Source organism: Aminobacter sp. HY435 (assembly GCF_027568395.1).
Lineage (GTDB): Bacteria > Pseudomonadota > Alphaproteobacteria > Rhizobiales > Rhizobiaceae > Aminobacter.
The window spans coordinates 108939-132809 of sequence record NZ_JANKZL010000004.1; the positions used below are offsets into that span (position 1 = coordinate 108939).

General features: G+C 64.7%; 20 protein-coding genes and 1 other RNA gene. 1 reads left to right on the forward strand and 20 read right to left on the reverse strand.

Translation table 11 applies throughout. The annotated features are described in order from the left end of the window. Window positions 1-219: 219 nt before the first annotated feature. From ftsZ to mraZ, 16 genes are all read right to left on the reverse strand, one after another. A complete protein-coding gene (gene ftsZ, locus PCJ21_RS05570) occupies window positions 220-1917 on the reverse strand; it encodes a cell division protein FtsZ (protein WP_269930387.1) in 1698 nt (565 codons plus the stop codon). 71 nt (window positions 1918-1988) lie between these two features. Then, window positions 1989-3299 carry a cell division protein FtsA gene (gene ftsA / locus PCJ21_RS05575; RefSeq protein ID WP_269930388.1) on the reverse strand — a complete coding sequence of 437 codons (1311 nt, stop codon included), beginning with the start codon at window positions 3297-3299 and terminating at the stop codon, window positions 1989-1991. Continuing rightward, window positions 3296-4237 carry a cell division protein FtsQ/DivIB gene (locus PCJ21_RS05580; RefSeq protein ID WP_269930389.1) on the reverse strand — a complete coding sequence of 314 codons (942 nt, stop codon included), beginning with the start codon at window positions 4235-4237 and terminating at the stop codon, window positions 3296-3298. Before PCJ21_RS05580 ends, ftsA begins: the two co-directional genes overlap by 4 nt. After that, window positions 4225-5151, reverse strand: coding sequence for a D-alanine--D-alanine ligase (locus PCJ21_RS05585; RefSeq protein WP_269930692.1), 927 nt, complete (start codon window positions 5149-5151; stop codon window positions 4225-4227). Before PCJ21_RS05585 ends, PCJ21_RS05580 begins: the two co-directional genes overlap by 13 nt. Before the next feature lie 349 nt (window positions 5152-5500). Next, window positions 5501-6469, reverse strand: a complete 969-nt coding sequence (murB, locus tag PCJ21_RS05590) for a UDP-N-acetylmuramate dehydrogenase (RefSeq protein WP_269930390.1) — start codon at window positions 6467-6469, stop codon at window positions 5501-5503. Further along, window positions 6466-7872, reverse strand: coding sequence for a UDP-N-acetylmuramate--L-alanine ligase (gene murC / locus PCJ21_RS05595; RefSeq protein WP_269930391.1), 1407 nt, complete (start codon window positions 7870-7872; stop codon window positions 6466-6468). The genes murB and murC overlap by 4 nt, the downstream gene beginning before the upstream one ends. Further along, the gene (gene murG / locus PCJ21_RS05600) at window positions 7869-8996 is read right to left on the reverse strand and encodes an undecaprenyldiphospho-muramoylpentapeptide beta-N-acetylglucosaminyltransferase (protein WP_269930392.1); all 1128 of its coding nucleotides are present in this window, start codon (window positions 8994-8996) and stop codon (window positions 7869-7871) included. Before murG ends, murC begins: the two co-directional genes overlap by 4 nt. A gap of 1 nt (window position 8997) precedes the next feature. Then, entirely contained in the window at window positions 8998-10152 is a 1155-nt protein-coding gene (ftsW, locus tag PCJ21_RS05605; RefSeq protein WP_269930393.1) for a putative lipid II flippase FtsW, read from the reverse strand. Further along, window positions 10152-11555, reverse strand: a complete 1404-nt coding sequence (murD, locus tag PCJ21_RS05610; RefSeq protein ID WP_269930394.1) for a UDP-N-acetylmuramoyl-L-alanine--D-glutamate ligase — start codon at window positions 11553-11555, stop codon at window positions 10152-10154. The genes ftsW and murD overlap by 1 nt, the downstream gene beginning before the upstream one ends. A 7-nt stretch (window positions 11556-11562) precedes the next feature. After that, window positions 11563-12645 (reverse strand): phospho-N-acetylmuramoyl-pentapeptide-transferase, encoded by a 1083-nt coding sequence (mraY, locus tag PCJ21_RS05615; protein WP_269930395.1) that lies wholly within the window; start codon window positions 12643-12645, stop codon window positions 11563-11565. Between the two features lie 24 nt (window positions 12646-12669). After that, on the reverse strand, window positions 12670-14103 hold the full coding sequence (locus PCJ21_RS05620) for a UDP-N-acetylmuramoylalanyl-D-glutamyl-2,6-diaminopimelate--D-alanyl-D-alanine ligase (protein WP_269930396.1): 1434 nt from the start codon (window positions 14101-14103) through the stop codon (window positions 12670-12672). After that, on the reverse strand, window positions 14100-15554 hold the full coding sequence (locus PCJ21_RS05625) for a UDP-N-acetylmuramoyl-L-alanyl-D-glutamate--2,6-diaminopimelate ligase (RefSeq protein WP_269930397.1): 1455 nt from the start codon (window positions 15552-15554) through the stop codon (window positions 14100-14102). The genes PCJ21_RS05620 and PCJ21_RS05625 overlap by 4 nt, the downstream gene beginning before the upstream one ends. Before the next feature lie 52 nt (window positions 15555-15606). Then, window positions 15607-17322 carry a peptidoglycan D,D-transpeptidase FtsI family protein gene (locus PCJ21_RS05630; RefSeq protein WP_269930398.1) on the reverse strand — a complete coding sequence of 572 codons (1716 nt, stop codon included), beginning with the start codon at window positions 17320-17322 and terminating at the stop codon, window positions 15607-15609. Then, window positions 17319-17693 carry a cell division protein FtsL gene (gene ftsL / locus PCJ21_RS05635; RefSeq protein ID WP_269930399.1) on the reverse strand — a complete coding sequence of 125 codons (375 nt, stop codon included), beginning with the start codon at window positions 17691-17693 and terminating at the stop codon, window positions 17319-17321. The genes PCJ21_RS05630 and ftsL overlap by 4 nt, the downstream gene beginning before the upstream one ends. Before the next feature lie 4 nt (window positions 17694-17697). After that, the gene (gene rsmH / locus PCJ21_RS05640) at window positions 17698-18714 is read right to left on the reverse strand and encodes a 16S rRNA (cytosine(1402)-N(4))-methyltransferase RsmH (RefSeq protein WP_269930400.1); all 1017 of its coding nucleotides are present in this window, start codon (window positions 18712-18714) and stop codon (window positions 17698-17700) included. Further along, complete coding sequence (mraZ, locus tag PCJ21_RS05645) at window positions 18711-19169, reverse strand: division/cell wall cluster transcriptional repressor MraZ (protein WP_269930401.1); 459 nt, start codon at window positions 19167-19169, stop codon at window positions 18711-18713. Before mraZ ends, rsmH begins: the two co-directional genes overlap by 4 nt. Before the next feature lie 399 nt (window positions 19170-19568). On the opposite strand from mraZ, the gene PCJ21_RS05650 reads away from it, so the two are divergent. Beyond that, window positions 19569-20684 (forward strand): cystathionine gamma-lyase, encoded by a 1116-nt coding sequence (locus PCJ21_RS05650; protein WP_269930402.1) that lies wholly within the window; start codon window positions 19569-19571, stop codon window positions 20682-20684. Window positions 20685-20864: 180 nt separating this feature from the next. On the opposite strand, the gene rnpB is transcribed toward PCJ21_RS05650, so the two are convergent. The 4 genes from rnpB to PCJ21_RS05670 form a co-directional block, all read right to left on the reverse strand. After that, window positions 20865-21261: RNase P RNA component class A (gene rnpB, locus PCJ21_RS05655), an RNA gene on the reverse strand. Window positions 21262-21342: 81 nt separating this feature from the next. Beyond that, the gene (locus PCJ21_RS05660; protein ID WP_269930403.1) at window positions 21343-22056 is read right to left on the reverse strand and encodes a lytic transglycosylase domain-containing protein; all 714 of its coding nucleotides are present in this window, start codon (window positions 22054-22056) and stop codon (window positions 21343-21345) included. Window positions 22057-22252: 196 nt separating this feature from the next. Continuing rightward, complete coding sequence (locus PCJ21_RS05665) at window positions 22253-23020, reverse strand: N-acetylmuramoyl-L-alanine amidase (protein WP_269930404.1); 768 nt, start codon at window positions 23018-23020, stop codon at window positions 22253-22255. After that, entirely contained in the window at window positions 23017-23736 is a 720-nt protein-coding gene (locus PCJ21_RS05670) for a J domain-containing protein (protein WP_269930405.1), read from the reverse strand. The genes PCJ21_RS05665 and PCJ21_RS05670 overlap by 4 nt, the downstream gene beginning before the upstream one ends. Window positions 23737-23871 lie beyond the last annotated feature (135 nt).

The window sequence follows — 23871 nt, forward strand, 5'->3', positions numbered from 1 at the left end:
ATGACGGGACCTCATCCCCACAGCACCGCCCGAGCGACCTTAGTCGGCGCGAAGATAGTCTTCCGGTTGTGAGACTCCAAATCACGGTTTCTTACTCTGTGTAACTGCCAGGGCGCATCGACTCGCCTCGACAACCTTATGATTTGACTGACCTTTTCACATCAAAAGGCGGGCGTCGAGACGCCCGCCTTTCAATCAGTGTTACCACTCGTTCACAGATCAGTTGGCTTGCCGACGAAGAAACGCCGGAATCTCCAGCTGGTCGTCTTCCTGAGTCCGGGCCTGCGGCGCCAGGCGGCCATGCTCGTCGAGCTGGCCACGGCGCGGCGCGTAGAGCTGCGCTTCCTGGCTCACCGGGCGGCGCTGTTCGGGCGCTGGCTGGCGCAGCTTCGGCTCGCGCGGCTGCGCAGGCTGCAGGCGTGCCGGCTCTTCTTCACGGCGGGTGAGACCGCTGGTCAGGCGCTTGAGCAGGCCCATCGGACCGCGATCCTCATGGTCGACCGGCTGCGCCTTGGCTTCCACCTCGGCCTTCACCATCGGCGGAAAGTCCTCGACGCGCGGCATGCGCTGCTGCACCGGAGCCGGCTGGATCATCTCGCGCTGCGGCGCAACCTGTGGCTGCACGACCGGCTGCGATGCCGGCTGATGGAACTGCTGCTGCGGCGCGGGCTGGTAGGCCTGGGGCTGCGGCTGCGGGGCTGCCGGAGGCGCCTGGAACAGCTTGCTCTGCGGACGGAACTCCTCCGCCGGCGCGACCGGGCGCGGCGCCATGGCGGCTGCGTTGGTTTCGGCGAGGCGAATGGCCTCGGCGATCGGGTCATTGCTGCGCACTTCGGCGCGCGGCTGCTCGATCGGAGCAGCCTGCTGCGGCGCCGGGCGAACCTCGACCGCACGCGGCGCCGGCTTCGCTGTCTGGCGGATGGTCAGCGGTGCAGCGGCGATGTCGGCGGCCGACTTGTCGATGCCCGTCGCAACGACCGACACGCGGATGACGCCTTCCAGGTCTTCGTCGAAGGTCGCGCCCAGGATGATGTTGGCGTCCTGGTCGACTTCCTCGCGGATGCGGGTCGCCGCTTCGTCGACTTCGAACAGGGTCAGGTCGCGGCCGCCGGTGATCGAGATCAGCAGGCCCCTGGCGCCCTTCATCGAGGTCTCGTCGAGCAGCGGGTTGGCGATAGCTGCCTCGGCGGCGGCCATTGCACGGCCCTCGCCCGAAGCTTCGCCGGTGCCCATCATGGCCTTGCCCATTTCGCGCATCACCGAGCGGACGTCGGCGAAGTCGAGGTTGATCAGGCCTTCCTTGACCATCAGGTCGGTAATGCAGGCGACGCCCGAGTACAGCACCTGGTCGGCCATGGCGAAGGCGTCGGCGAAGGTCGTCTTGTCATTGGCCAGGCGGAACAGGTTCTGGTTCGGGATGACGATCAGCGTATCGACGCACTTCTGCAGCTCTTCGATGCCGTAGTCGGCCGTCTTCATGCGGCGCTGGCCTTCGAAGTGGAACGGCTTGGTGACGACGCCGACGGTCAGGATGCCTTTTTCGCGCGCGGCGCGGGCAACGACGGGCGCGGCACCCGTACCGGTGCCGCCGCCCATGCCGGCGGTGACGAAGCACATATGGGTGTTGGCCAGGTGATCGATGATCTCGTCGATGCACTCTTCGGCGGCGGCGCGGCCGACTTCTGGCTGCGAACCGGCGCCGAGGCCCTCGGTGACGTGCGCGCCGAGCTGGATCAGGCGCTCGGCCTTCGACATCGTCAGCGCCTGCGCGTCGGTGTTGGCCACCACGAACTCGACGCCGCGCAAGCCGGCGGTGATCATGTTGTTTACGGCGTTGCCGCCGCCGCCGCCGACACCAAACACGGTGATGCGGGGCTTGAGCTCGGTGATGTCCGGCTTCTGCAGATTGATCGTCATTGTCCTCGTCCTTTTTGCCTGTCGAGCCGCAGCGCCGTTGCGGCCGTCTATGGGGCTGTCCCCGTCAATTCCTAAAAACTGTCTCTCAACCACTGACTCATGCGATGCAGTTTTCCGCCAGTTCCCGTTGCCCTGTAACGGGAAATCCCTTTCGCAGACTGGCTCTCGATACCGGCCATCTGCGGGTAGATGAGAAGCCCGACCGCCGTCGCGAAGGCCGGCCCCTTGGCCGCTTCCGGCAGGCCTGCCACGCCGAGCGGGCGGCCGATGCGAACGTTGCGACCGAGAATGCGGCGCGCCGCTTCCGGCAGGCCGACCAACTGGCTGGCGCCTCCGGTGAGCACCACGCGTTTGCCAATGGCGTTGCCGTAGCCCGACTTGTTCAGCCGGTCGCGCAGAAGCTCCAGCGTTTCGTCGATGCGGGCGCGAATGATGCGCGTCATCACCGACCGCGGGATCTGCAGCGGCACTTCGTTGTCGTCGACGCCGATGGGCTGGATGCTGATGAGATCGCGGTCGTCGGCGCTGCCGGGCAGCGCCGAGCCGTGCATCACCTTCAGCCGCTCGGCATCGTCGAGACGCGTCGACAGCCCCTTGGCGAGATCCATGGTGACGTGATTGCCGCCCACAGGAATGGCGTCAGCATGAACGAAGCGGCCCTCGGCGAACACCGAAAGCGTGGTCGTGCCGCCGCCCATGTCGATGCAGGCCGCGCCCATTTCGAGTTCGTCGTCGACCAGCGCCGCAAGGCCGCTTGCATAAGGCGTGGCAACCAGATGCTCGACCGACAGGTGCGAGCGGTTGATGCAGAGCTCGAGATTGCGCATCGGCGCGGAATCGCCTGTGAGCACGTGCATGTCGACACCGAGCGTATCGCCGACCATGCCGCGCGGATCGCGCACGCCACGCTCTGCGTCGAGCGAAAAGGCAACCGGCAGCGAATGGATGACCTCGCGTTCGGAGCGAAGCGCCTGCTTGGCGCCGGCGCCCAGCACGCGCTTGACGTCGGCGTCCTCGACCTCATGACCGCCCAGATTGATGGTCGCCGAAAACGCCTCGCTCTTGATCCGGCCCGCCGATAGATTGACGATCAGCGAGTCCGCGGTCAGGCCGGCCATGCGCTCGGCCGCGTCCACGGCCAGCCGGATGGCATGCTCGGCGCGATCGAGGTCGACGACCACGCCCGACTTCACGCCCTGCGACTTTTGATGGCCGATGCCGATGACCTGGGCCTGGTGGGTGCGCCCCTTCAGCAGGTGACTACCCTCGGCCGGCTTGAGCTTGGCGACCACGCAGCAAACCTTGTTCGAACCGACGTCGAGCACCGTAAGGATGCCCGAGCGGCGCGATACAGGATCCTTTTGACCGCCCAACCAGCTCATATTCTCTTCCCTGCCGTCGACTTGACGACCTTAGGCTTCGCCTTCAGTTCGGCCTGCCTGCGCTCCATCGCCTCGGGCGTGAGCTGCACCACCAGACGATCGGTGAAACGCATGTCCACGGCCGAGATATCGCGCGTCAGCAACGCATCGTCGCGATCGAGCGCAACGAGGTCCGTCAGCGCCGCATCGACGCCGTTCTCGGGCAGCTTGACGGTAATGCCGTTGTCGAGACGCAGGTCCCAGCGCCGCTCGCCGACGCGCATATAGCCCTTCACCCGCGCAGCGAGCTCCGGATAGGCGTCGACCTTGGCGACGAAATCGGCGGCCCGCTCGGCCGCGCCAAAGCCGACGACCAGCGGCAACATCGCCTGGCGCCCGCCCGTATAGGGCGCGATCACCGCACCCGACTTCTCGATGACGCTGAGCTGATTGCCATTCTGCCAGATCGCGAACGCCTCGCGCTCCTCGATCCGGACTTCCATCGTGCCGGGATAGACCTTGCGCACGGCGGCGGAGCGAACCCATGGCAGGGCAACGATGCGCTCGCGCGCCTCTTCCGGATCGAAGCCGACGAGCGAGGTCCAGCCATCGAGCTGGAGCTTGTCGAGGATATCGATCTCCGAGGTTTCGCGGTTGCCGGAGACCTTGATCTGATCGACGGCAAAACCGCTGCGCGCCGTCACGCCCTGGACAAGTGCCGGGAAATGACCACCGACATAGGCACCGTACAGCGAGCTTGCAGCCAGGAACGAAACCGTCAGCATCGACGCGGCATAGGGTGGAGGAGTGAACTCCCCACGCCCGACTCGGGACAGGATGCGAACAGGCTTGCGCAGCAGCCGCGGCAGCACGAAATGCTCCGCGGACAGGGACAGCCCGAAGAGACTCGGCATCGCGCCGCGCACCCCCCTGCCATTTCCCGACTTCAACGCAAGCACGAAGCGTCCTCCACCATCCAACTCAACAATTCACCAAACGAATGCCCAGCCTGGGCAGCAATCTCGGGCACCAGCGACGTCGGCGTCATGCCGGGTTGGGTATTGACCTCCAGCCAGACAACCTCTCCGTTTTCGGAATGTCGGTCGTCGTACCGGAAGTCAGACCGGGAAACGCCCCGGCAACCGATCGCTTGGTGAGCCTTGAGCGCCAGTGTTTGTATTTTTTGGTAAATATTCGGTGAAACTTTCGCGGGGCATTCGTGCTTTGATCCGCCGGCGACATATTTTGAATCGTAATCGTAGAAGGCGTGACCGGTCGGAATGATCTCGCACACGCCGAGCGCCACATCGCCCATCACGGCGCAGGTCAGCTCGCGCCCATGGATGTAGCGCTCGACCATCACGGTATCGCCATAGCGCCACTCCGACGACGATATCACCTGTGGCGGATGCGACTGATCTTCCTTGACGATGACGACGCCGAAGCTCGAACCCTCCGCCACAGGCTTGACCACATATGGCGGCTTCATCGGATGTTCGTTGCCGATCGAGAAACGATCGAGGACCCGGGATTCGGCAACCGGAATTCCGGCCGCCTTGGCGATCTTCTTCGACTGCTCCTTGTCCATCGCCAGCGCCGAGGCAAGGACACCGGAGTGGGTGTAGGGAATGCCGAGAAATTCAAGCACGCCCTGGATCGTCCCATCTTCGCCAAACGGGCCGTGAAGAGCATTGAAAGCGACATCGGGCTTGAGCGCCGAAAGCACAGCCCCGACATCGCGATCGACGTCGATCCGGGTGACCTGGTAGCCGACCTGCTCGAGCGCGTCGGCGCAGGCTTTTCCTGACGACAGGGAGACAGGCCGCTCGGACGAGAATCCGCCCATGAGTACAGCGACATGCTTTTGCTTCATCCCCTGCAATCCCCTCTAGACTCGGACACAACACCTTGTTTCCAAAGACTAAAAAAGAGCCTCCGGAAGTTCGACTTCCGGCTGGAAACGCGGGCTACGCGTCACGCGACTCAAATCAGGAAACGCTTTAGGTCAGAGAATCAGAGACTTGATTCCGTGGCAAGAGCCTATTGGAATTCATTGCGATTTGATGACCGCAGCATCCAGCGGCGGACCGCCAGGGCAGGACTCGAAAACAGCGGAAAGCGGGGCTTCCCGGCAGTCGTTTCGCGACGCTGCCGCGCGCGAAAAAATCGTCGCAGCGGAGGCGATTTTCGGCCCGCAGAGGGCCTGCCGCAAGGTCTGCAACCTAGAGCAATTGCCCAAGGAACTCCTGCACTTCGTGGCCCGCCTTGAACCGTCCCAGGCGCTTGATTTCCCACTGCAGGCGAATGCCGGAACTTTCAAGCACGCGGCTACGCACCGTCTCGCCGAGAAACTCGAGGTCGTAGCCTGTCGCGCTGCCGGTGTTGATCATGAAGTTGCAGTGCATGGGCGACATCTGCGCCCCGCCGATCATCAGCCCGCGGCAGCCGGCCTTGTCGATTTCCTTCCAGGCCGAGGTGCCCTCGGGGTTCTTGAAGGTCGAGCCGCCGGTCTTCTCGCGGATCGGCTGCACCGTCTCGCGATGATGCTGGACCGCATCCATCGCCGCCTTGATGGCATCCTTGTCCTCGGCATACCCCTCGAACGTCGCCGACGTGAAGATCAGGTCCGAGCCGGCAGAAGAATGACGGTAGCTGTAGCCCATGTCGGCATTGGACAGCACGTGCAGGTCGCCCTTGCGGTCGAGCGCCCGAACCTCGACGACGCGCTCGCGCGTCTCGACACCGTTGGCGCCGGCGTTCATGCGCAGCGCGCCGCCGATGGCGCCGGGGATGCCGTGGTAGAAATGAAAGCCGCCGATGCCAACGTCGTGCGCCAGCGCCGCCACCCGCTTGTCGGGCGTTGCTGCGCCCGCCTTGATGCGTGTCGGCGAAATCGCCTCGGCCTCGCCGAAGCCCTTGGCGGACAGGCGCACCACGAAACCGGGGATTCCCCCTTCGCGCACCAGAAGGTTCGAGCCGATGCCGACGACCAGAACCGGGATTTCCTCCGGCACCGCCTTCAGGAATGCCGCAAGATCTTCCTCGTCGGCAGGCTGGAACAGCGCGTCGGCGAGACCGCCGGCACGGAACCAGGTGATCTTCTCCATCTCGGCGTTGGGCGTGATGCGTCCGCGCAGGCCAGACAGACGGTCGCCCAGCTTTGCCAGCAGCGCCTCGCCACCTCCCGTCACGATTGCCCTCCGGCAAGTTCCCCCGGCAGGGCGTAGGCCCATTGCGTGATGTTGCCGGCGCCGAGGAAGACGACGAAGTCGCCCGGCTTGGCCAGTTCGCGCACGATGGGCGCGACAGCTGCCGGACCCTCGATGTGGCGGGCGTCGCGATGACCGCCGGCGCGGATGCGCGCGACAAGCGTCTCGGAATTGGCGCCTTCGATCGGATCCTCGCCTGCCGCATACACAGGCGCGACCATGACCGTGTCGGCGTCGTTGAAGCAGGCCGAGAAGTCGTCGAACAGATCGTGCAGGCGGGTGAAGCGATGCGGCTGGGCGATGGCGATCACGCGGCCCTTGGTCGCTTCGCGCGCAGCGCTGAGCACCGCCTTGATCTCGACCGGATGGTGACCGTAGTCGTCGAACACCTCGACGCCGTTCCAGGTGCCGGTGTGGGTGAAGCGACGCTTGACGCCGCCGAAGGACGACAGGCCGCGCTTGACCGCCTCCGGCGCAATGCCGAGCTCGGTCGCGACCGCGATGGCGGCCGTCGCGTTGGACACGTTGTGGCGTCCCGGCATCGGCAGGCGCAGGCCCTCGATGACCGTCGACGACGCCGACTTGCGGTTGCGGATGACGACGTCGAAGACCGACACCGCGCCGTCCATGCGGTGATTGGTGAAGCGGACGTCGGCCTGGGCGTTTTCGCCATAGGTGATGACGCGGCGGTCCTCGATGTGGCTGACCAGCGCCTGCACCTCAGGATGGTCGGTGCACATCACGCCGAAGCCGTAGAACGGCACGTTCTCGACGAACTGGCGGAACGCCTCGCGCACCTTGTCGAAGGTGCCGTAGTGGTCGAGATGCTCGGGATCGATGTTGGTGACGACAGCGACATCAGCCGGCAGCTTGAGAAAGGTGCCGTCGCTCTCGTCGGCCTCGACCACCATCCACTCGCCCTCGCCCATGCGGGCGTTGGTGCCATAGGCGTTGATGATGCCGCCATTGATGACGGTCGGGTCGAGCCCGCCGGCATCGAGCAGCGTCGCCACCATCGAGGTGGTCGTCGTCTTGCCGTGCGTGCCACCGATCGCGACGGCGTTGCGGAAACGCATCAGTTCGGCCAGCATCTCGGCCCGGCGTACGACCGGCAGCAACTTCTCGCGCGCAGCCATGAGCTCGGGATTGGTCTTCTTGATCGCCGTAGAAACGACGATCACTTCGGCGTCGCCAAGGTTCTCGGCGCGATGGCCTACGAAGCACTCGATGCCCTTGTCACGCAGGCGCTGGACATTGGCGCTTTCGGATTGGTCCGAGCCCTGCACCTTGTAGCCGAGATTGTGCAGCACCTCGGCGATGCCGCTCATGCCGATGCCGCCGATGCCGATGAAATGCACGAGGCCGATGGTCTGCGGCATCTTCATGTCCGCACTCCCTTCTTGAATTCCGAAACGGGTGTTTTCGACGCAATAGCCTCTGCGAGGTCGGCGAGCAACCGTGTGGCGTCCGCTTTGCCGACCGACTTCGCGGCGGCGGCCATGCCCGAAAGCCGTTCCGGGTCGTTCATCGCGCCGTCGAGCAGCTCGGCGATGCGCTCTGCCGACAGCGTTGCTTGCGGGTGAACTTCGCCTCCGCCGGCAGCCGACAGCCGCGCCGCATTCGCCGCCTGGTCGTGGTCGAGCGCGTATGGGTACGGCACCAGCAGCGCCGGCCGGCCGATCACCGCGATCTCCGAAACGGTGGACGCGCCCGATCGCGAGAGCACCAGCTGCGCTGCCGCGATACGCTGCGCCATGTCAGTGAAGAACGGCGACACCTCGGCCGGTATGCCTAGCCTTGCATAGGCAGCCTTCACCTTTTCGGCGTCCTCGACGCGGGCCTGCTGGGTGACGCGCAGGCGGGCGCGAAGCGCCTCCGGCAGAAGCGCAATCGCGCCAGGCAAGGCGTCGGAAAAGAACTGCGCGCCCTGGCTGCCGCCGAACACCAGCAGATTGAACGCGTCTGACCCGGCCGAGGCCACATAGGGCGTCTTCGCCGCCTCGATGACGGCGGGCCGAACCGGATTGCCGGTGACCACGACCTTGGCGCTGTTAGCGCCTGAATTCTCGGGCAGGAAGCCGCCGGCGATCGCGTCGACCTTGCTGCCCAGCGCCTTGTTGGCACGGCCCATGACGGCGTTTTGCTCGTGCACCATCGTCGGCACGCCGCGACGGGTAGCCGCATACAGCGGCGGCAGCGTCGGATAACCGCCAAAGCCGATGACCACCGACGGCTTGATCTTCGCGATCACTTGCGAGGCCTGCCTCACGCCGCGCCAGATGCTCCAGAAGGCACGCAGCAGCGCGACCGGGTTCTTGGAGCCGATTGTCGACGACGAAATCGGATGGATGGCGACAGCCGGAAACTTGCCGGCGAAGCGCTCGGCCCGGTCGTCGGTGGCGAGATGCACCTGCCAGCCCCGCGCCGCCAGTTCGTGGGCGAGCGCCTCGGCCGGAAAGAGATGGCCGCCGGTACCACCGGCGGCAAGCAAGACAGTTCCCTTGGCCATGTTATTCAGCCGGCACTGTGTGCCGCTGCATGGCGGCAAATCCAGAAGGCCTGAGCTTCTCCGGCTTCTTGCGGGTCAGCGCCAGCACCATGCCCATCGAGATGGCGATCGCGATCAGCGACGAACCGCCATAGGAGATGAACGGCAGCGTCATGCCCTTTGCCGGCATCAGCTGCAGGTTCACGCCCATATTGATGACCGACTGGAAGCCGAACACGACGACCAGACCGGCAACCGCATAGCGGGTGAAATCGTCGTGCTCCTTGAGCGCGTTGCGCAGGCCGCGCAACACGATGAAGCCGAAGATCGCCATGATGATCAGGCACAGGATGATGCCGAACTCCTCGCCGGCGACCGAGAAGACGAAGTCGGCGTGGCTGTCGGGGATGACGCGCTTGACCGTTCCCTCGCCCGGACCGACACCGAACCAGCCGCCATTGATGATCGCGTCGCGGCCCATGTCGACCTGGAAGGTATCGCCCTCGCCGGTCAGGAAGCGGTCGATACGGCCGGCGACGTGCGGAAAGATGGTGTAGGCGGCAAACAGGCCGCCGGCCCCCACAACGCCCAGCGCAATGATCCAGAACCACGACATGCCGGCCATGAAGAACATCACGCCCCAGGTGCCCAGCACCAGCATCGTCTGGCCAAGGTCGGGTTGCGCCACGAGCAGCGCAACGACGAGGCCGAGCAGGATCATGGCGAACAGGTTGCCCGGAATGTCGGGCTGGCGGTCATGCTCGGCAAACAGCCAGGCGCAGATGACGACGAAGGCAGGCTTGAGGAATTCCGACGGCTGGATCGAGACCCCGGCCAGGGACAGCCAGCGCCGCGCACCCTTGACCTCGACGCCGATGAACAGCACCGCCACCATCATCACCAGCATGATGCACAGCATCACCAGCGCCATGCGCCGGATCTGCCGGGTATCGAGGAACGACACGGCGATCATCACGGCCAGCGCCGGGATGGTGAAGATGATCTGGCGCGTGGCGAAATGGAAGCTGCCGAGGCCGATGCGTTCGGCGACTGCCGGACTTGCGGCGAAGGAAAGGACGATGCCCAGCCCCATCAGCGACAGGAAAGCCGCGAGGAACCAGCGATCGACCGTCCACCACCACAGGGCGACGGGACTTCTGTCGAGACGGCTAGCCATTACCTTGCCCCTCCGATAGCGATGACGCCATCAATAGCATTCACAGCTTGCCTGAAGGCTTCGCCGCGAATCTCGAAATTCTTGAACTGGTCGAAGCTGGCGCAGGCAGGCGACAGCAGCACCACCACTTCAGCGCCGCTCTCGTCCTTGGCCGCGTCCTCGGCGGCATGCTCGACCGCGGCGGCCAGCGTGCCGGAAATCTCGTAGGGCACAGCCTCGCCAAGGGTGGCCGAAAACGCCGGAGCCGCCTCGCCGATCAGGTAGGCGCGGGCGATGCGCGGAAACAGGCTGCGCAAAGGCTCGATGCCGCCCTCCTTGGGCAAGCCGCCGGCAATCCAGTAGATGCGCGGGAAGCTCGACAGCGCAGGCGCTGCCGCATCGGCGTTGGTTGCCTTGGAATCGTTGACGAACAGCACGTTGCCCTTGCGCGCGACCTGCTCCATGCGGTGCTCGAGACCCGGGAAAGTCTCCAGCCCCGCCTGGATCTCGCCGAGGTCGAGGCCGACCTTGAGGCAGGCGGCGACCGCGGCGAGCGCATTCTGGGCGTTGTGCTGGCCGCGCAGCGAGCCGATGCCTTCGAGGAAGGCGATGCGGCTGTAGCGGCCGTCGATGGCTTCCATCAAATCGGTGCCGTCGGCGAAGTAGCCGTCGGTCAAAGGCAGGCGCTTGGAAATCCGCACCACTTGCTTGCCCACCCGCTCGAGGCGGTCGGCGATCTGGGCGCAGTAGATGTCGTCGACGCCGATGATGGCGGTCTCGCTGCCGGCGACCAGGCGCTCCTTGATCGAGGCGTAGTGCTGCATGGTGCCGTGGCGGTCGAGATGGTCGGGCGTCAGGTTGAGCAATATGCCCGCGGTCGGATTGATCGATGGCGCAAGATCGATCTGGTAGGACGAGCATTCGACGACGTAGTGCCGGTCGGGCTGCGGCGGATCGAGCGTCATCACGGCACGGCCGATGTTGCCGCCCATCTGCGTGTCGCGTCCCGCCGACCTCAGGATATGGGCGGTCAGCGCGGTGGTCGTCGACTTGCCGTTGGTGCCGGTAATCGCAATGAAGGGCGCTGAAGGCGCGGTCGCGATGCGCTCTCGTGCAAACAACTCGACGTCGCCGATGACCTCGACGCCGGCGCCGCGCGCCAGTTCGACCGTCCAATGCGGCTTCGGATGCGTCAGCGGCACGCCCGGCGACAGCACGAACGACGAAATGCCGGCCCAGTCGGCGCCGCGCAGGTCGCCGGTCGCGATGCCCTCTTCCGCCGCGCGGCTCACGCTTTCAGGATTGTCGTCCCAGGCAAGCACGTCAGCCCCGCCTTGCGCGAGCGCCCGCGCTGTGGCGATCCCCGAACCACCGAGCCCGAACAGCGCGACACGCTTTCCCTGAAATGAGGTGGCGGGGATCATGGATGCCTCAACGCAGCTTGAGGGTGGAAAGGCCGATCAGCGCCAGGATAACAGCGATGATCCAGAAGCGGATGACAACCTGGCTTTCGGTCCAGCCAAGCTTTTCAAAATGGTGATGGATCGGCGCCATCAGGAAGACGCGCTTGCCGGTCATCTTGAACACGCCGACCTGGATGATCACCGACAGCGCCTCCATGACGAACAGGCCGCCGACAATCGCCATGACGATCTCGTGCTTGGTCGCCACGGCCACGGTGCCGATCAGGCCGCCCAGCGCCAGCGAACCGGTGTCGCCCATGAAGATGGCCGCGGGCGGCGCGTTGAACCAGAGGAAGCCGAGGCCGGCGCCGATCACGGCGCCGAGGATGACCGCGAGTTCGCCGGTGCCCGGCACGAAGTGGATCTGCAGGTATTCGGCAAACACCGCGTTGCCCGACAGGTAGGCGATCACGCCGAACGAAGCGGCGGCGATCATGATTGGCACAATGGCGAGGCCGTCGAGCCCGTCCGTCAGGTTTACCGCATTGCCGGCGCCGACGATGACGAAACAGGCAAACGGAATGAAAAACCAGCCGAGGTTGAGCAGGAAGTCCTTGATGAACGGAAAGGTCAGCGACGACGAGAACGGCGCCTGGCCGTTTTGCATGATGACCCATGCGGCGATGGCCGCGATCACGAACTCGATGCCGAGGCGCGCCTTGCCGGACAGGCCGAGATGCGACTGCTTGGTGACCTTGAGATAGTCGTCATAAAAGCCGATGGCGCCGAAACCGAGCGTCACGAACAGCACCACCCAGACATAGACAGAGGCGATGTTGGCCCACAGCAGCGTCGAGCCGACGATGCCGCTCAGGATCATCAGGCCGCCCATGGTCGGCGTACCGGCCTTCTTGAAGTGGGTCTGCGGGCCGTCGGCGCGGATCGGCTGGCCCTTGCCCTGCCTGAGACGCAGCGCGTTGATGATCGTCGGACCGAAGATGAAGACGATCAGCGCCGACGTGATCAACGCCCCGCCGGTCCGAAAGGTGATGTAGCGGAAGACGTTGAAGAACGACACCTTGTCCGCAAAATCGACAAGCAAAGTTAGCATGCGTATCCGTCCCCCGAGACCCCGTCAGGTCGGTGTGGTGTTGCCGGCTTGCGCCGGGAATGTCTTGACCAGCGCTTCGACGAGCCGGTTGAAGCCGATACCCTTCGATGACTTGATCATGATGGCGTCGCCAGGCTGCACCGTCTTCAACAAGACGGACTTCAGCTCTTCGACGCCGGTGCGATATTCGGCCCTGAACCCCTCGGGCAGAGTATCGGCCAGCGCTTTCATTTCCGGACCGGCGAGCAGGACCATGTCCGTTCTCGTCGAGCCGATAAGCTCTGCCAGCGCAGAATGCAACTTGGCCGAATGGCTTCCCAGCTCCAGCATGTCGCCGAGAACGGCGATGCGGCGGCCGCTGCCGGAAACCGGCGTCGCGTCGAGCAGTTCGATCGCCGCTTTCATCGAAGCGGGATTGGCGTTGTAGCTTTCGTCGATCAGCGTGATCGGACCGTCGGGCAGCAACAGTGTGTGGCGTTGTCCGCGCCCGCTTTCCGCCGACATCGAGGCCAGCGCGATCGCCACCGTCGGCACGTCCGCGCCGCACAGGTGAGCCGCGCCGAGCACAGCGAGAGCGTTCTGGACGATATGCCGGCCGGGAGCACCGATCCTGGCGGCGACGTCGCGGCCGCCGACGCGCGCCACGATCATCGAATGATCGGCCTCAAGCGTGCAGCGCAGCAGCCGGAAGTCGGCCCGTGCGTTCTCGCCGAAGCACAGGACATTGTCGATTCCAGCCGCGCGAGCATATTTCTCCAGCAGCTTGAAGCGGCCGTCGTCGCGATTGAGCAGCACCGAGCCACCGGGCTCGACACCCTCGAAAATCTCGGCCTTGGCCTTGGCGATCTCGTCGAGATTGCGGAAGAACCCGAGATGCGCCGCAGCTATCAGCGTGACGATCGCGATACGGGGGCGGACCATGCGCACCAGCGGGCTGATCTCGCCCGGATGGTTCATGCCGATCTCGAAAATCGCGTAGTCGCAGTCTTCCGGCATGCGCGCCAGCGTCAGCGGCACGCCCCAATGGTTGTTGAACGACGCAGCCGACGCATGAACGGTGCCGACCGACGACAGCGCGTGGCGCAAGGCCTCCTTGGTCGAGGTCTTGCCGACCGAACCGGTCACCGCGATGATGCGCGCCCTGGTGCGGGCTCGCGCCGCCACGCCTGCCTTTTCGAGCGCCGCCAGCACGTCGGGCACCACGATCATCGGCGCGCTCAGCCTTCCCAGCGCCGGCAGCTTGCCTTCGGCGACCACCAGCAGGCCGGCTCCCGCCTTGATTGCAGCGGTGGCGAAATCATGGCCGTCCATCGCCTCGCCCTTGATGGCGAAGAAGGCTTCGCCCGGCTTCAGGCTGCGGCTGTCGATGGAAATGCCCGAAATGCCCTCCGGCATTTGCCCGAACGGGCGGCCTCCCGTTGCTTCGACCAGTGCGTCGGAGGTCCACAAATGGCTCATGCCGAGCCCCCGGCGAGCGCCTTGCGGACTTCTTCGTGGTCGGAGAAATGCAGCGTCTCGGCGCCGATGGTCTGGCCGACTTCGTGGCCCTTGCCGGCGATGATCAGCGTGTCGCCCGCATGCAGCATGCCAACGGCTTCGTGAATGGCCTTGCGGCGGTCGCCGATCTCGATGGCGTTCGGCGCTGCGGCCATGATGGCGGCGCGGATCGTCTCCGGCACCTCCGAACGCGGGTTGTCGTCGGTGACGATGGTGACGTCGGCCAGTCGCGTCGCGATCTCGCCCATGATCGGGCGCTTGCCACGGTCGCGGTCGCCGCCGCAGCCGAATACGACAACCACCCGTCCGGTGGTGAACGGCCTGACCGCGGCGAGCACGTTCTCAAGCGCATCCGGCTTGTGGGCGTAATCGACATAGACAGGAGCGCCGGCAGCCGTCGTGCCGACGAGATCGAGACGGCCGGGGGCGCCTTCGAGATGCTCGAGAGCCGCAAGCGCCTTGCCGACGTCCGTTCCGGTGGCGATGGCGAGACCGGCCGCGACGAGCGAATTCGCAACCTGGAAATCGCCCGCCAGGGGCAGGTCGATCTCGTGGATCACGCCGCCGCATGCGATTTCGGCGCGCTGCCTGTGGCGCTCGTGCTCGACGCGCTTGAGGCTCAGGAACTGCCCTGCCCGGCCAACCGTAAGCACATCGAGACCGGCGGCGCGCGCCGCCTTGATGGTCGGCTCGGACCAAGGATCGTCAGCGAAGATCACCGCCGGCGCGCCCTTGGCCAGCAGCGTGTCGAACAGGCGCAGCTTGGCGCGGTGATAGTCCTCGACCGTCGGATGATAATCCATGTGGTCGCGACCAAGATTGGTGAAACCGCCGGCGGCCAGCTTGACCCCGTCGAGGCGGCGCTGGTCGAGACCGTGGCTCGATGCCTCCATCGACGCATGGGTGACGCCCGCATCGGCGAGCTCGGCGAGCAGCTTGTGCAGCGCCACCGGATCGGGAGTGGTCAGCTGTCCGTATTCATTGCGCCCCGGCGCAACCACGCCGGTCGTGCCGATGCTGGCGGCGGCGTAGCCCGCATGCGCCCAGACCTGACGGGTGAAGGCAGCGACGGAGGTCTTGCCGCTGGTGCCGGTCACCGCCACCATCGTTGCGGGCTGCCGGCCAAAGAAGCTGGCGGCAGCCAGCGCCAGCGCGCGTCGCGGATCATCGACCAGCAACACCGGAACGCCAGGAGTGCCGATTTCCGCGCCGTTGGCGGCGACGATCGCCGCAGCGCCGCGCCTGGCCGCATCGCCCGCAAAGGCTGCGCCATCGGCTTTGCTGCCTGGGAACGCGAAGAACACAGAGCCCGGCACAACCTGCCGTGAATCCGACGTCACCCCGCTCACCTCGACACTGCTGGGCAGAGCCCCGTCGACAGGCAGGATACCGGCTAGGTCATTCAGTTTCATTGAGGTCCGTTCGCTACAAACAATTGGCGCGCCCGCCGGCGCGCCCATGGAATCAAGGGTAGGACGCCAGCGTTGCCGCACCTTCTTGGCCGAATTCTGGCTTAACGCCAAGCATTGGCGCCGAACGCCGGATAATGTTGGCGACCATCGGTGCCGCCGTGAAGCCGGCGGTGGCCGAACGGGTGGACCCCTCCATCTTCGGCTCGTCGATAATGGTCAGCACCAGATACTGCGGATCGTCCATCGGGAAGGCGGCGAGGAAGGCGTTGAAGTTCTTTTCCTTCGAATAGCGCCCGTTGACAACCTTTTCGGCGGTGCCGGTCTTGCCGCCGACGCGGTAGCCGGGAACCGTGCCGCGCTTGCCGGAGCCGCCGGGCGCCGTCGCGTTCAGATTGAACAGGTAGCGCATGTCATTGCTGGTCTGCTCGCTCACCACCTGCTTCGACGCCGCGATCGCCTCTTCCAGGGTGCGCGGCAGGAAGGTCGGCGTCATGAAACGGCCGCCATTCATCAGCGCGACCGCTCCGGCCGCCGTCTGCAGCGGCGTCGTCGAGAAGCCGTGGCCGAACGCTGCGGTGATCGAATGCACCTTCTTCCACACCTTGGGCTCGGTGGGGCGCGCGGATTCCGGGAGTTCGGTCTGCAGGCGGTCGAGCAGCCCCAGGCGCTTGAGGAACTCGCGGTGCCCCTCGATGCCGACGACATCTGCTTCCTTGGCCGAGCCGATGTTCGACGAGAAGATGAACACTTCCGGCACCGTCAGCACCCGGCCCTTGCCATGGAAGTCGCGGATGGTCTGGCGGCCGATGGTCAGCGGGCGGCTGGCGTCGACGGTGCTGTTGAGCGACATCTTGCCCGAATCCAGCGCCATCGCCGTGGTGAAGCTCTTGATCGTCGAACCCATCTCGAACAGGCCCGCCGACATGCGGTTCAGGCGATCCTTGTCCTGTGCGTTGAACGGATTGTTGGGATCGAAGTCCGGCACCGAGCCCATGGCCAGGACTTCGCCGGTCTTGACGTTGATCACCACCGCGCCGGCCGCCACGGCCCGGTATTTCTCCATCGCCGACTGGATCTCGTCGCGCACGATGTGCTGGACGCGCAGGTCGATCGACAGTTTCACCGGCTGCAGATCCTTGGCGACGGCGAGGCCCGAGGCCTGCAGGTCGGCAAGTCCCTGATCGTCGATATACTTCTCGAGGCCGGAAATTCCCTTGTTGTCGATGTTGGTCAGGCCAACGATGTACGATGTCGTCTCGCCGCCGGGGTAGAAACGGCGCTTTTCGGTGCGAAAGCCGACGCCCGGAATGCCGAGCGCCAGGATTTCGGCCTGCTGCTTGGGCGTCAGCTGGCGCTTGAGCCAGACGAAGCCGGTGCCGCTCTTGAGCTTGTTGTAGGTCTGCTCGACATCGAGGTCCGGCAGCACCGTCGACAGCTTTTCGATCGCCTCGTCGGCATCGACGATGCGGCGCGGCTCGGCGAACAGCGACGAGGTCTTGATATCGGTAGCGAGCACCTCGCCATTGCGGTCGACGATGTCGGGCCGCGATGCGGTGACGCGCGATTCCGGCCCGTTGGAGACCTCGGGGTCGAGCATGCCGAGATAGACCAGGCGTCCCGCGATGGTGGCGTAGATGCCGAAGAACACCGCCATCGTCATCAGAACGCGCGTGCGCGTCCTGCCGCCGGTAGCTTTGCGGGCGCTGTCGACGACGATCGGGTCCGTGCCCTGGGCCTTGCCGCGTTTTCTGCCGAGCAAGCCGATCATTGAGCAATCCCCCCGGTGGTCGTCTGGTCGGTGCCGCTGTCGGCCATGGTGCCGCCGCTCTCGCGGGTAAGATCCTCGATCGTCAGCGGCCGCACAGGCAGATCGCGCAGGCCGACGATCTGCCGCGCGTCGACCGGGTCGAGCTTGAGTTCCGCCTGATATGTCTGTGCCAGCTTCTGCAGCCGCGACGGCTGGGTCAGCAGGCTCCAGTCGGCCTTGAGAAGGTCGGTCGTGTCTTCCTCGAAACGTATCTGCGCCTCGATCTTGCGCACTGCCTCGAGACGATCCTCGGCCTCGTGCTTGGTCTGGTAGGTGAATGCGGCGGCCCCGACCATCGCTGCAATCAGCACTATGTCGCTGGTGCGGAACATTGGCTCACCTTTCTCCCGACAGGCTGACGTCGGGCAGTTTCGGAAGTCCGAAAATGGAAAAGTCTTCGGCGCGCGGCGCAGCCGTCGTGCGCACCGCGGCGCGCAGCTTGGCCGAGCGTGACCGCGGGTTTGCCTCGATCTCGGCTTCGCTCGGACCGACGGCGCCACCGGCCTTTGTGAAGGTGGTCGCGATGGTTTCGAGTTCGGGCATGTAGCGCGAGCGCGACGGCATGCTGGAGCGGTCGGCGATGAAACGCTTGACGATACGGTCTTCAAGCGAATGGAACGTCACGACCACCAGTCGGCCGCCGGGCTTCAGCGCCCGTTCAGCAGCGAAGAGCGCCTTGGCGAGTTCGCCCAGTTCGTCGTTGACGTAAATGCGCAGCGCCTGGAACACACGGGTCGCCGGATGGATCTTGTCCTTCGGCGCACGGCCGATATGCGTCTCGATGGCGTCGGCTAGGTCGAGCGTGCGTTCGAATGGCCGCTTCTCGCGACGGCTTTCGATCATGCGGGCAATACGCCCGGCGTGCCGCTCTTCGCCAAGGAAGCCGAAGATGCGGGCGAGATCGCCGGCCTTGAAACGGTTGACCACGTCGGCGGCGCTCGCCCCCGACTGCGCCATGCGCATGTCCAGTGGCCCGTCGCTGCGGAAGGAGAAGCCGCGTTCGGCCTGGTCGAGCTGCATCGACGACACGCCGATGTCCAGGACGACGCCGTCGACCAATTCGACATGGTCGTCGAGGCTGGAGAACGGAGCTTGCACCAGGCGCAGCTTGCCGCCGGACTGCGCTTCGAGTTCGCGCCCCGCCGCGATCGCATCGGGATCGCGATCGATGGCGACCACCGAGGCGCCGGTCGCCAGCACGGCCTTGGTGTAGCCGCCAGCGCCGAACGTGCCGTCGACGATCAGGCCGTCGGGCTGCGGATGAAGCGCTGCAAGAACCTCACCGAGAAGCACCGGAATGTGCCGGGCCGGTCCGCCGACAGACTGATGGTCATCGCTGTGGCCCGCCATCATTCCGATCGCCCCCCAGGCTTCGTCTCCTGCCGAAGCCTTTGCAGCCGGGCGCGAACCTCCGCGCCATACGCGCGCAGCCGCTCCGGCTCCCACATCTGAAAGAACTGGCCGCGGCCGACAAAGGCCACGTCCGTCGTGATCCCGGTGTGCTCGCGCAGGAAATCGGAAACCGAAATCCGCCCGTCCTGGTCGAGCTTCAGGAAAGCGCTGTCGCCATGCACGAAAAAAGACATGTCGTCCGCCGTCTGCAGGAACGGATCTTCCTGTGCGATGCGCTGTTCGTAGCGGTCGAGCAGGTCGAGCCCGCCGACATCCAGCGCCGGTACGTCGAGCGCCCGCAACGCATAGAGCTCGGCATAGCCGCGCTTCTGCAATACGGCACGGAAATGCGCCGGAACGGAGACCCGTCCCTTCGCATCGACCCTGTTCACCGCATTTGACAGAAACCGGTCCATCACACGATCCGGCGGCTCTCGCCGCCACGCCCCTCGTCGTCATGTCGACCGCACCCCTGCGGCCCGGCCTAAATTGCAAGCCCGGATTGCTCCAAAGAGTTGAAAACGCTGCATAACCCGCAGCCGCCGCGGCTGCCGGTTCGGCGAACGCCCTACCCTCTACAGGAACAAAATCATGGTTACTGATTTGGGATATCATGGGGCAATATGGGCGTCAACGGGAACTGGCTACACTTGGGCATCAACAGCACCCTTTCGGGCCCTTTCGCGGCTTCCCGATTTTTATGGTCCATTAAGGCTAACGAAGCGTTATCGACCGCTCTGGCACAATGGGCGATCCTTGCCCGCCGAACTTGCCGGGCATAGCTTCGAAGGCGCCTACCAGGAGAGCGCCTGCCCATGACCAACGCATCGGATTCCCGCGCAGCGAAACTTGCCCATTTGCGCAGCGACAGGCTGGCAAAGGGCGATCCCATCCCTCTTCCCTTGACCATGGCCGCGATCTTCCATGCGCCGGGCGACGCCACCGGATTCAACCAGTATGGCCGCTTCAGCAATCCCAACTGGGACGCGATCGAGGAGATGCTGGGACACCTCGAGGATGCCCCCTGCAGGGCGTTCCCGTCGGGCATGGGCGCCATTTCGGCGGTGTTTTTCGCCCTGCTCAAGGCCGGAGACCGCATCCTGCTGCCATCGGACGGCTATCACACCACCCGCATCCTGGCCGACCGCTTTCTCGGTGCCTTCGGCGTGACGACGGACGTCCGCCCGACCTCGTCGTTTCTTGACGGCGGCTTCGACGGCTATCGCCTGGTCTTCGTCGAAAGCCCGTCCAACCCGACGCTCGATATCTGCGACATCACGGCTGCGGCCGACGCCATCCACAAGGCCGGCGGCCAACTCGTCGTCGACAACACCACGATGACGCCGTTCGGCCAGCGTCCGCTCGACCTGGGCGCAGACATCGTCGTCGCCGCCGACACCAAGGCGCCAAACGGCCATTCGGACGTGCTTTTCGGCCATGTCGCCAGCCGCGATCCCAACGTTATCGAGGCGGTCACCGAATGGCGGGAGAACGCCGGCGGCATCCCCGGCCCCTTCGAGGCCTGGCTGGTGCACCGCGGACTGGAGACTCTGGAACTGCGCTTCGACCGCATGTGCTCATCGGCGGAGATCGTGGCTGGCCGCCTGAAAGCGCACAGGGCAGTCAGTGGCATCCGTTACCCGGGCCTCGCTGACGATCCCTCGCACAACCTGGCGCGCGCCCAGATGGAGCGCTTCGGCTTCCTCATCAGCTTCGACCTCGGCTCGGAGCAAAAGGCCGAGGACTTCATCAACGGCTGCGAACTGATACATGCCGCGACATCTTTCGGTGGCGTCCACACGGTTGCCGAACGCCGCCTGCGGCGCGGCGACGCCGTTCCGCCCGGCTTCGTCAGGCTTTCGATCGGCTGCGAACCGGTCGAGGAACTGTGGGCGGCGATGGAGAAATCACTGGACAGGATCGTCGCCTGACCGCCCAAGTCAGCACCTCTTTGCACATAGCGCCGGGGTTGAGTTGCCAACAACTGCCACCGGTGCATGGTCAAATCGTACCAGAAGCGGCCCGACCGACCGGTAGATGGACAAAACCCGCGCCTTGATTCAAGACGCGGGCAAAGTTCCGCAAGACTTTGTAGATATGGGCAAAAAGGCAGCGCCAGCTGGCCTGTAAGCCGGGTTCTGTATGGCCCCCGCGCCTTGCGACGCGGGAACGTGGCGGCCATTCTTCTTGGACGCGTGTTGCCACGCGTCTCACGCAACCAACCCGGGCGATGGGCCGGAAACAGCCCTGAGGGTTGCCCCTCGTATCGCCCCTATTCGGTTTTGCTCCCGGTGGGGTTTACCTTGCCGCTCCTGTTGCCAGTCGCGCGGTGGGCTCTTACCCCACCCTTTCACCCTTACCGCGAAAATCGCGGCGGTTTGCTTTCTGTGGCACTTTCCCTGGGGTCGCCCCCGCCGGCCATTAACCGGCACCGTGTATCCATGGAGCCCGGACTTTCCTCACCTGCGGCCTTTCGGCGAATGCAGGTGCGGCCGCCCGGCCAGCTGACAAGGCGTATAAAGAGGGTCATGCTCGAAAAGGCAACCGAAAACGTCGGCTGCCATTTCCTTCATCGCCGCCGATCCGAGATCAGGCGCCCGCAAGGTGCGACTGCACCTTCTTGCAATAGGCTGCCGAAATCGGGTTCATGCGCTTGGCGCCATGACCCGCATTGTACTTGAGGATGGTGCCGCACGTCGTGCCGCCGCTCAGCTCATGCGCCTTGGCGAGGTACTTGATGCCCCACTTGATGTTGGTTTCTGGATTGAACAACCCCTTGGCCGAGCCGCTGTAGCCCATCATCCGGGCGGTTGCCGGCTTGATCTGCATCAGGCCGATTTCACCGGCCTTGCCGCGCGCGTCGGCACGATAGTTGCTTTCCACGCTGATGACGGCATGTGCCAGCGACACCGGCACGCCATATGACGAGGCGTAGCGGGAGACGATCTCGCCGTAAGGCGCGCCCGCCTTGGCCGTCTTGACGGTCTTGTCGGCCGATTCCTTGGTCGACTTGCTCGACTTGGTCGACTTGGTTGCCTTGGCGGCCTGGTCCTTGACGGTCTTGGCGCCCTTGGCGCCGATCGAAGCCGTCGTCATGGTGTCGACCGCGGCTTCCTTCTTGGAGCTGCAACCGAACAGGTAGGGGCAGTCGTCTGCCTTCTTGGCGTCGGTCTTGGCGTTCTTGGCCTTGCTGGTTTGTTCGATGATCGTTTTGGAGGCTCTTGCAGCGCCGTCCTGGGCCTGAGCGGCAAAAGAAGTCAGGCCGGCGGCTAATGCCACCGCAATAACGGTCAAATTCTTCATGTCGTCCTGTTCTCGAATAGGCAGCGCGAAAATACCGCGCGGCATCCCTTCCTGAACGCCGGTGGCCCTCTTTGGGGCAATGACTGGATTAGCCGGCGCCTTGCACGGCAATGCATTTGCGGCCCGAACTGGCAGGAAAAAAGGCCGGACAAGTCACATTGAGTGACAGGTTGTAATTAAGGCGAATCAACCAGGACTAGTCGTCAAGGCCTCCCGGGGCCGAAGCGATCAGCCTGCGCAGCGTCGAAATTGTCGACGCATCCGCGCTCCCGTCCACGCTGCTGGTACGGAAATGTCGTTGAAAAGCTTGAACAGTTACCTCTGTTTGGGTGTCGTATCGGCCGGTAATCTCGACGCCATAGCCGTAGAGCGCAAGCATGGATTGCAACTCCTCAACCGTCTCGCCGGCATCACCCGGCCGCAAGGCCGAGCCGCCTCTGCGTGGCGAGGGTGCGACCCAATGTCCAACGCCTTGATGGAACAAAAACCGCCAGGGGAAGCGTTCGCCAGGGTCGATCTTGCGCCCCAGCGCCACATCCGAGTGCCCGAGCACCCGCTCCGGCGCCACATCGTGACGCTCGATGATGCCGCGGCAAAGATCCGCCACAACCGCCATCTGACACCTGGGAAACGCGTTGTAGCCAAGTGCGTGCCCGGGATTGACGATCTCGATTCCGACAGAGCACGAATTGATGTCCGTCCACCCGCGCCAGGAGCTTTTGCCCGCATGCCAGGCGCGATCGCCCTCGCGCACCATCTGCACGACCCGCCCGTCCTCGTGCACGAGATAATGGGACGACACTTCGCTTGCCGGATCGCACAGCCAGGCCTCGGCGCCATGGCCGGTTTCCATCCCGGTATAGTGCAGCACGATCATGTCAGGCTTCATCCCGTCGCGGCGCGGGCCGAAGTTGGGTGAAACCCTGACGTCGGCTTGCGGGTGGTCGGGCAGGAAACCACTCATGCGTGCCGGAGCCCCCTTTCGATCAGTTCGTAGGCGGCGTTGATCGCGGCGAGACGTGTCGTGGCGATGCGGATGAACTCCTCCGGCAGGCCGCGCGCGATCAGCTTGTCGGGATGGTTGTTTGCGACCAGCTTGCGGTAGTGCTTGCGTACGTCCTCGAACGGTTTGCCGCGCTCGATACCCAGCACACGATAGGGGTCGGTGGCGCCAAGATCGAGATGGCGCGCCAGGATGGTCTGGTAGTGCTTTTCGTCGATGCGGAAGATCTGCGATACCCGGTGCAGGAACGAACCCTCGCACTGGTGCATCATGCCGTCAGCCTTGGCGATGTGGAACAACCCGTCGAGGATGTCCTCCAGCATGCCGCAATTGGCATGTCCCGAGCCACACAGCTTGGACATCCGCTCGGCATAGAATTCGAAGCCGGCAACGTCCTGCTGGGCGATGTCATAGAGCCGGGCCACGTCGCGCGCATGCTCCGGCGGCACCGCAAATATCTCGTAGAACGCCCGGACCTCCGCTTGCGACACCACGCCGTCGGCTTTTGCCATCTTGGCGGAGAGCGCGATCATCGCCACGGAAAAGGCAACGCGGCGGCGGGTTTCGGCATCGCCCGAGAAGATCGTGCGCACGGCTTCCACGACGTCGGCGACGCTGCTGGCAGCAGACGCCGAGATACGAGCAACGAAATCGCCGAGACGGTCCCAAATCGACATGGCCGCTTATTAGGATGAAACCTTCGCAAATGCGAGACGGCATGACGCTGCAGATGTAACTTTGTCGGCAACGCCGCGCGGCTAGTCTGGACTAATATTCTGGACCAACGAAAAAGTCGCGACGTGTCGACATCC

Excerpts from the sequence above, each read along its gene's own strand:
- ftsZ (WP_269930387.1), bottom strand. The coding sequence starts at position 1,917 with ATGACGATCAATCTGCAGAAGCCGGACATCACCGAGCTCAAGCCCCGC.
- ftsA (WP_269930388.1), bottom strand. The coding sequence starts at position 3,299 with ATGAGCTGGTTGGGCGGTCAAAAGGATCCTGTATCGCGCCGCTCGGGC.
- PCJ21_RS05585 (WP_269930692.1), bottom strand. The coding sequence starts at position 5,151 with ATGAAGCAAAAGCATGTCGCTGTACTCATGGGCGGATTCTCGTCCGAG.
- murC (WP_269930391.1), bottom strand. The coding sequence starts at position 7,872 with ATGAAGATGCCGCAGACCATCGGCCTCGTGCATTTCATCGGCATCGGC.
- murG (WP_269930392.1), bottom strand. The coding sequence starts at position 8,996 with ATGGCCAAGGGAACTGTCTTGCTTGCCGCCGGTGGTACCGGCGGCCAT.
- ftsW (WP_269930393.1), bottom strand. The coding sequence starts at position 10,152 with ATGGCTAGCCGTCTCGACAGAAGTCCCGTCGCCCTGTGGTGGTGGACG.
- murD (WP_269930394.1), bottom strand. The coding sequence starts at position 11,555 with ATGATCCCCGCCACCTCATTTCAGGGAAAGCGTGTCGCGCTGTTCGGG.
- mraY (WP_269930395.1), bottom strand. The coding sequence starts at position 12,645 with ATGCTAACTTTGCTTGTCGATTTTGCGGACAAGGTGTCGTTCTTCAAC.
- PCJ21_RS05620 (WP_269930396.1), bottom strand. The coding sequence starts at position 14,103 with ATGAGCCATTTGTGGACCTCCGACGCACTGGTCGAAGCAACGGGAGGC.
- PCJ21_RS05625 (WP_269930397.1), bottom strand. The coding sequence starts at position 15,554 with ATGAAACTGAATGACCTAGCCGGTATCCTGCCTGTCGACGGGGCTCTG.
- PCJ21_RS05630 (WP_269930398.1), bottom strand. The coding sequence starts at position 17,322 with ATGATCGGCTTGCTCGGCAGAAAACGCGGCAAGGCCCAGGGCACGGAC.
- ftsL (WP_269930399.1), bottom strand. The coding sequence starts at position 17,693 with ATGTTCCGCACCAGCGACATAGTGCTGATTGCAGCGATGGTCGGGGCC.
- rsmH (WP_269930400.1), bottom strand. The coding sequence starts at position 18,714 with ATGATGGCGGGCCACAGCGATGACCATCAGTCTGTCGGCGGACCGGCC.
- mraZ (WP_269930401.1), bottom strand. The coding sequence starts at position 19,169 with ATGGACCGGTTTCTGTCAAATGCGGTGAACAGGGTCGATGCGAAGGGA.
- PCJ21_RS05650 (WP_269930402.1), top strand. The coding sequence starts at position 19,569 with ATGACCAACGCATCGGATTCCCGCGCAGCGAAACTTGCCCATTTGCGC.
- PCJ21_RS05660 (WP_269930403.1), bottom strand. The coding sequence starts at position 22,056 with ATGAAGAATTTGACCGTTATTGCGGTGGCATTAGCCGCCGGCCTGACT.
- PCJ21_RS05665 (WP_269930404.1), bottom strand. The coding sequence starts at position 23,020 with ATGAGTGGTTTCCTGCCCGACCACCCGCAAGCCGACGTCAGGGTTTCA.
- PCJ21_RS05670 (WP_269930405.1), bottom strand. The coding sequence starts at position 23,736 with ATGTCGATTTGGGACCGTCTCGGCGATTTCGTTGCTCGTATCTCGGCG.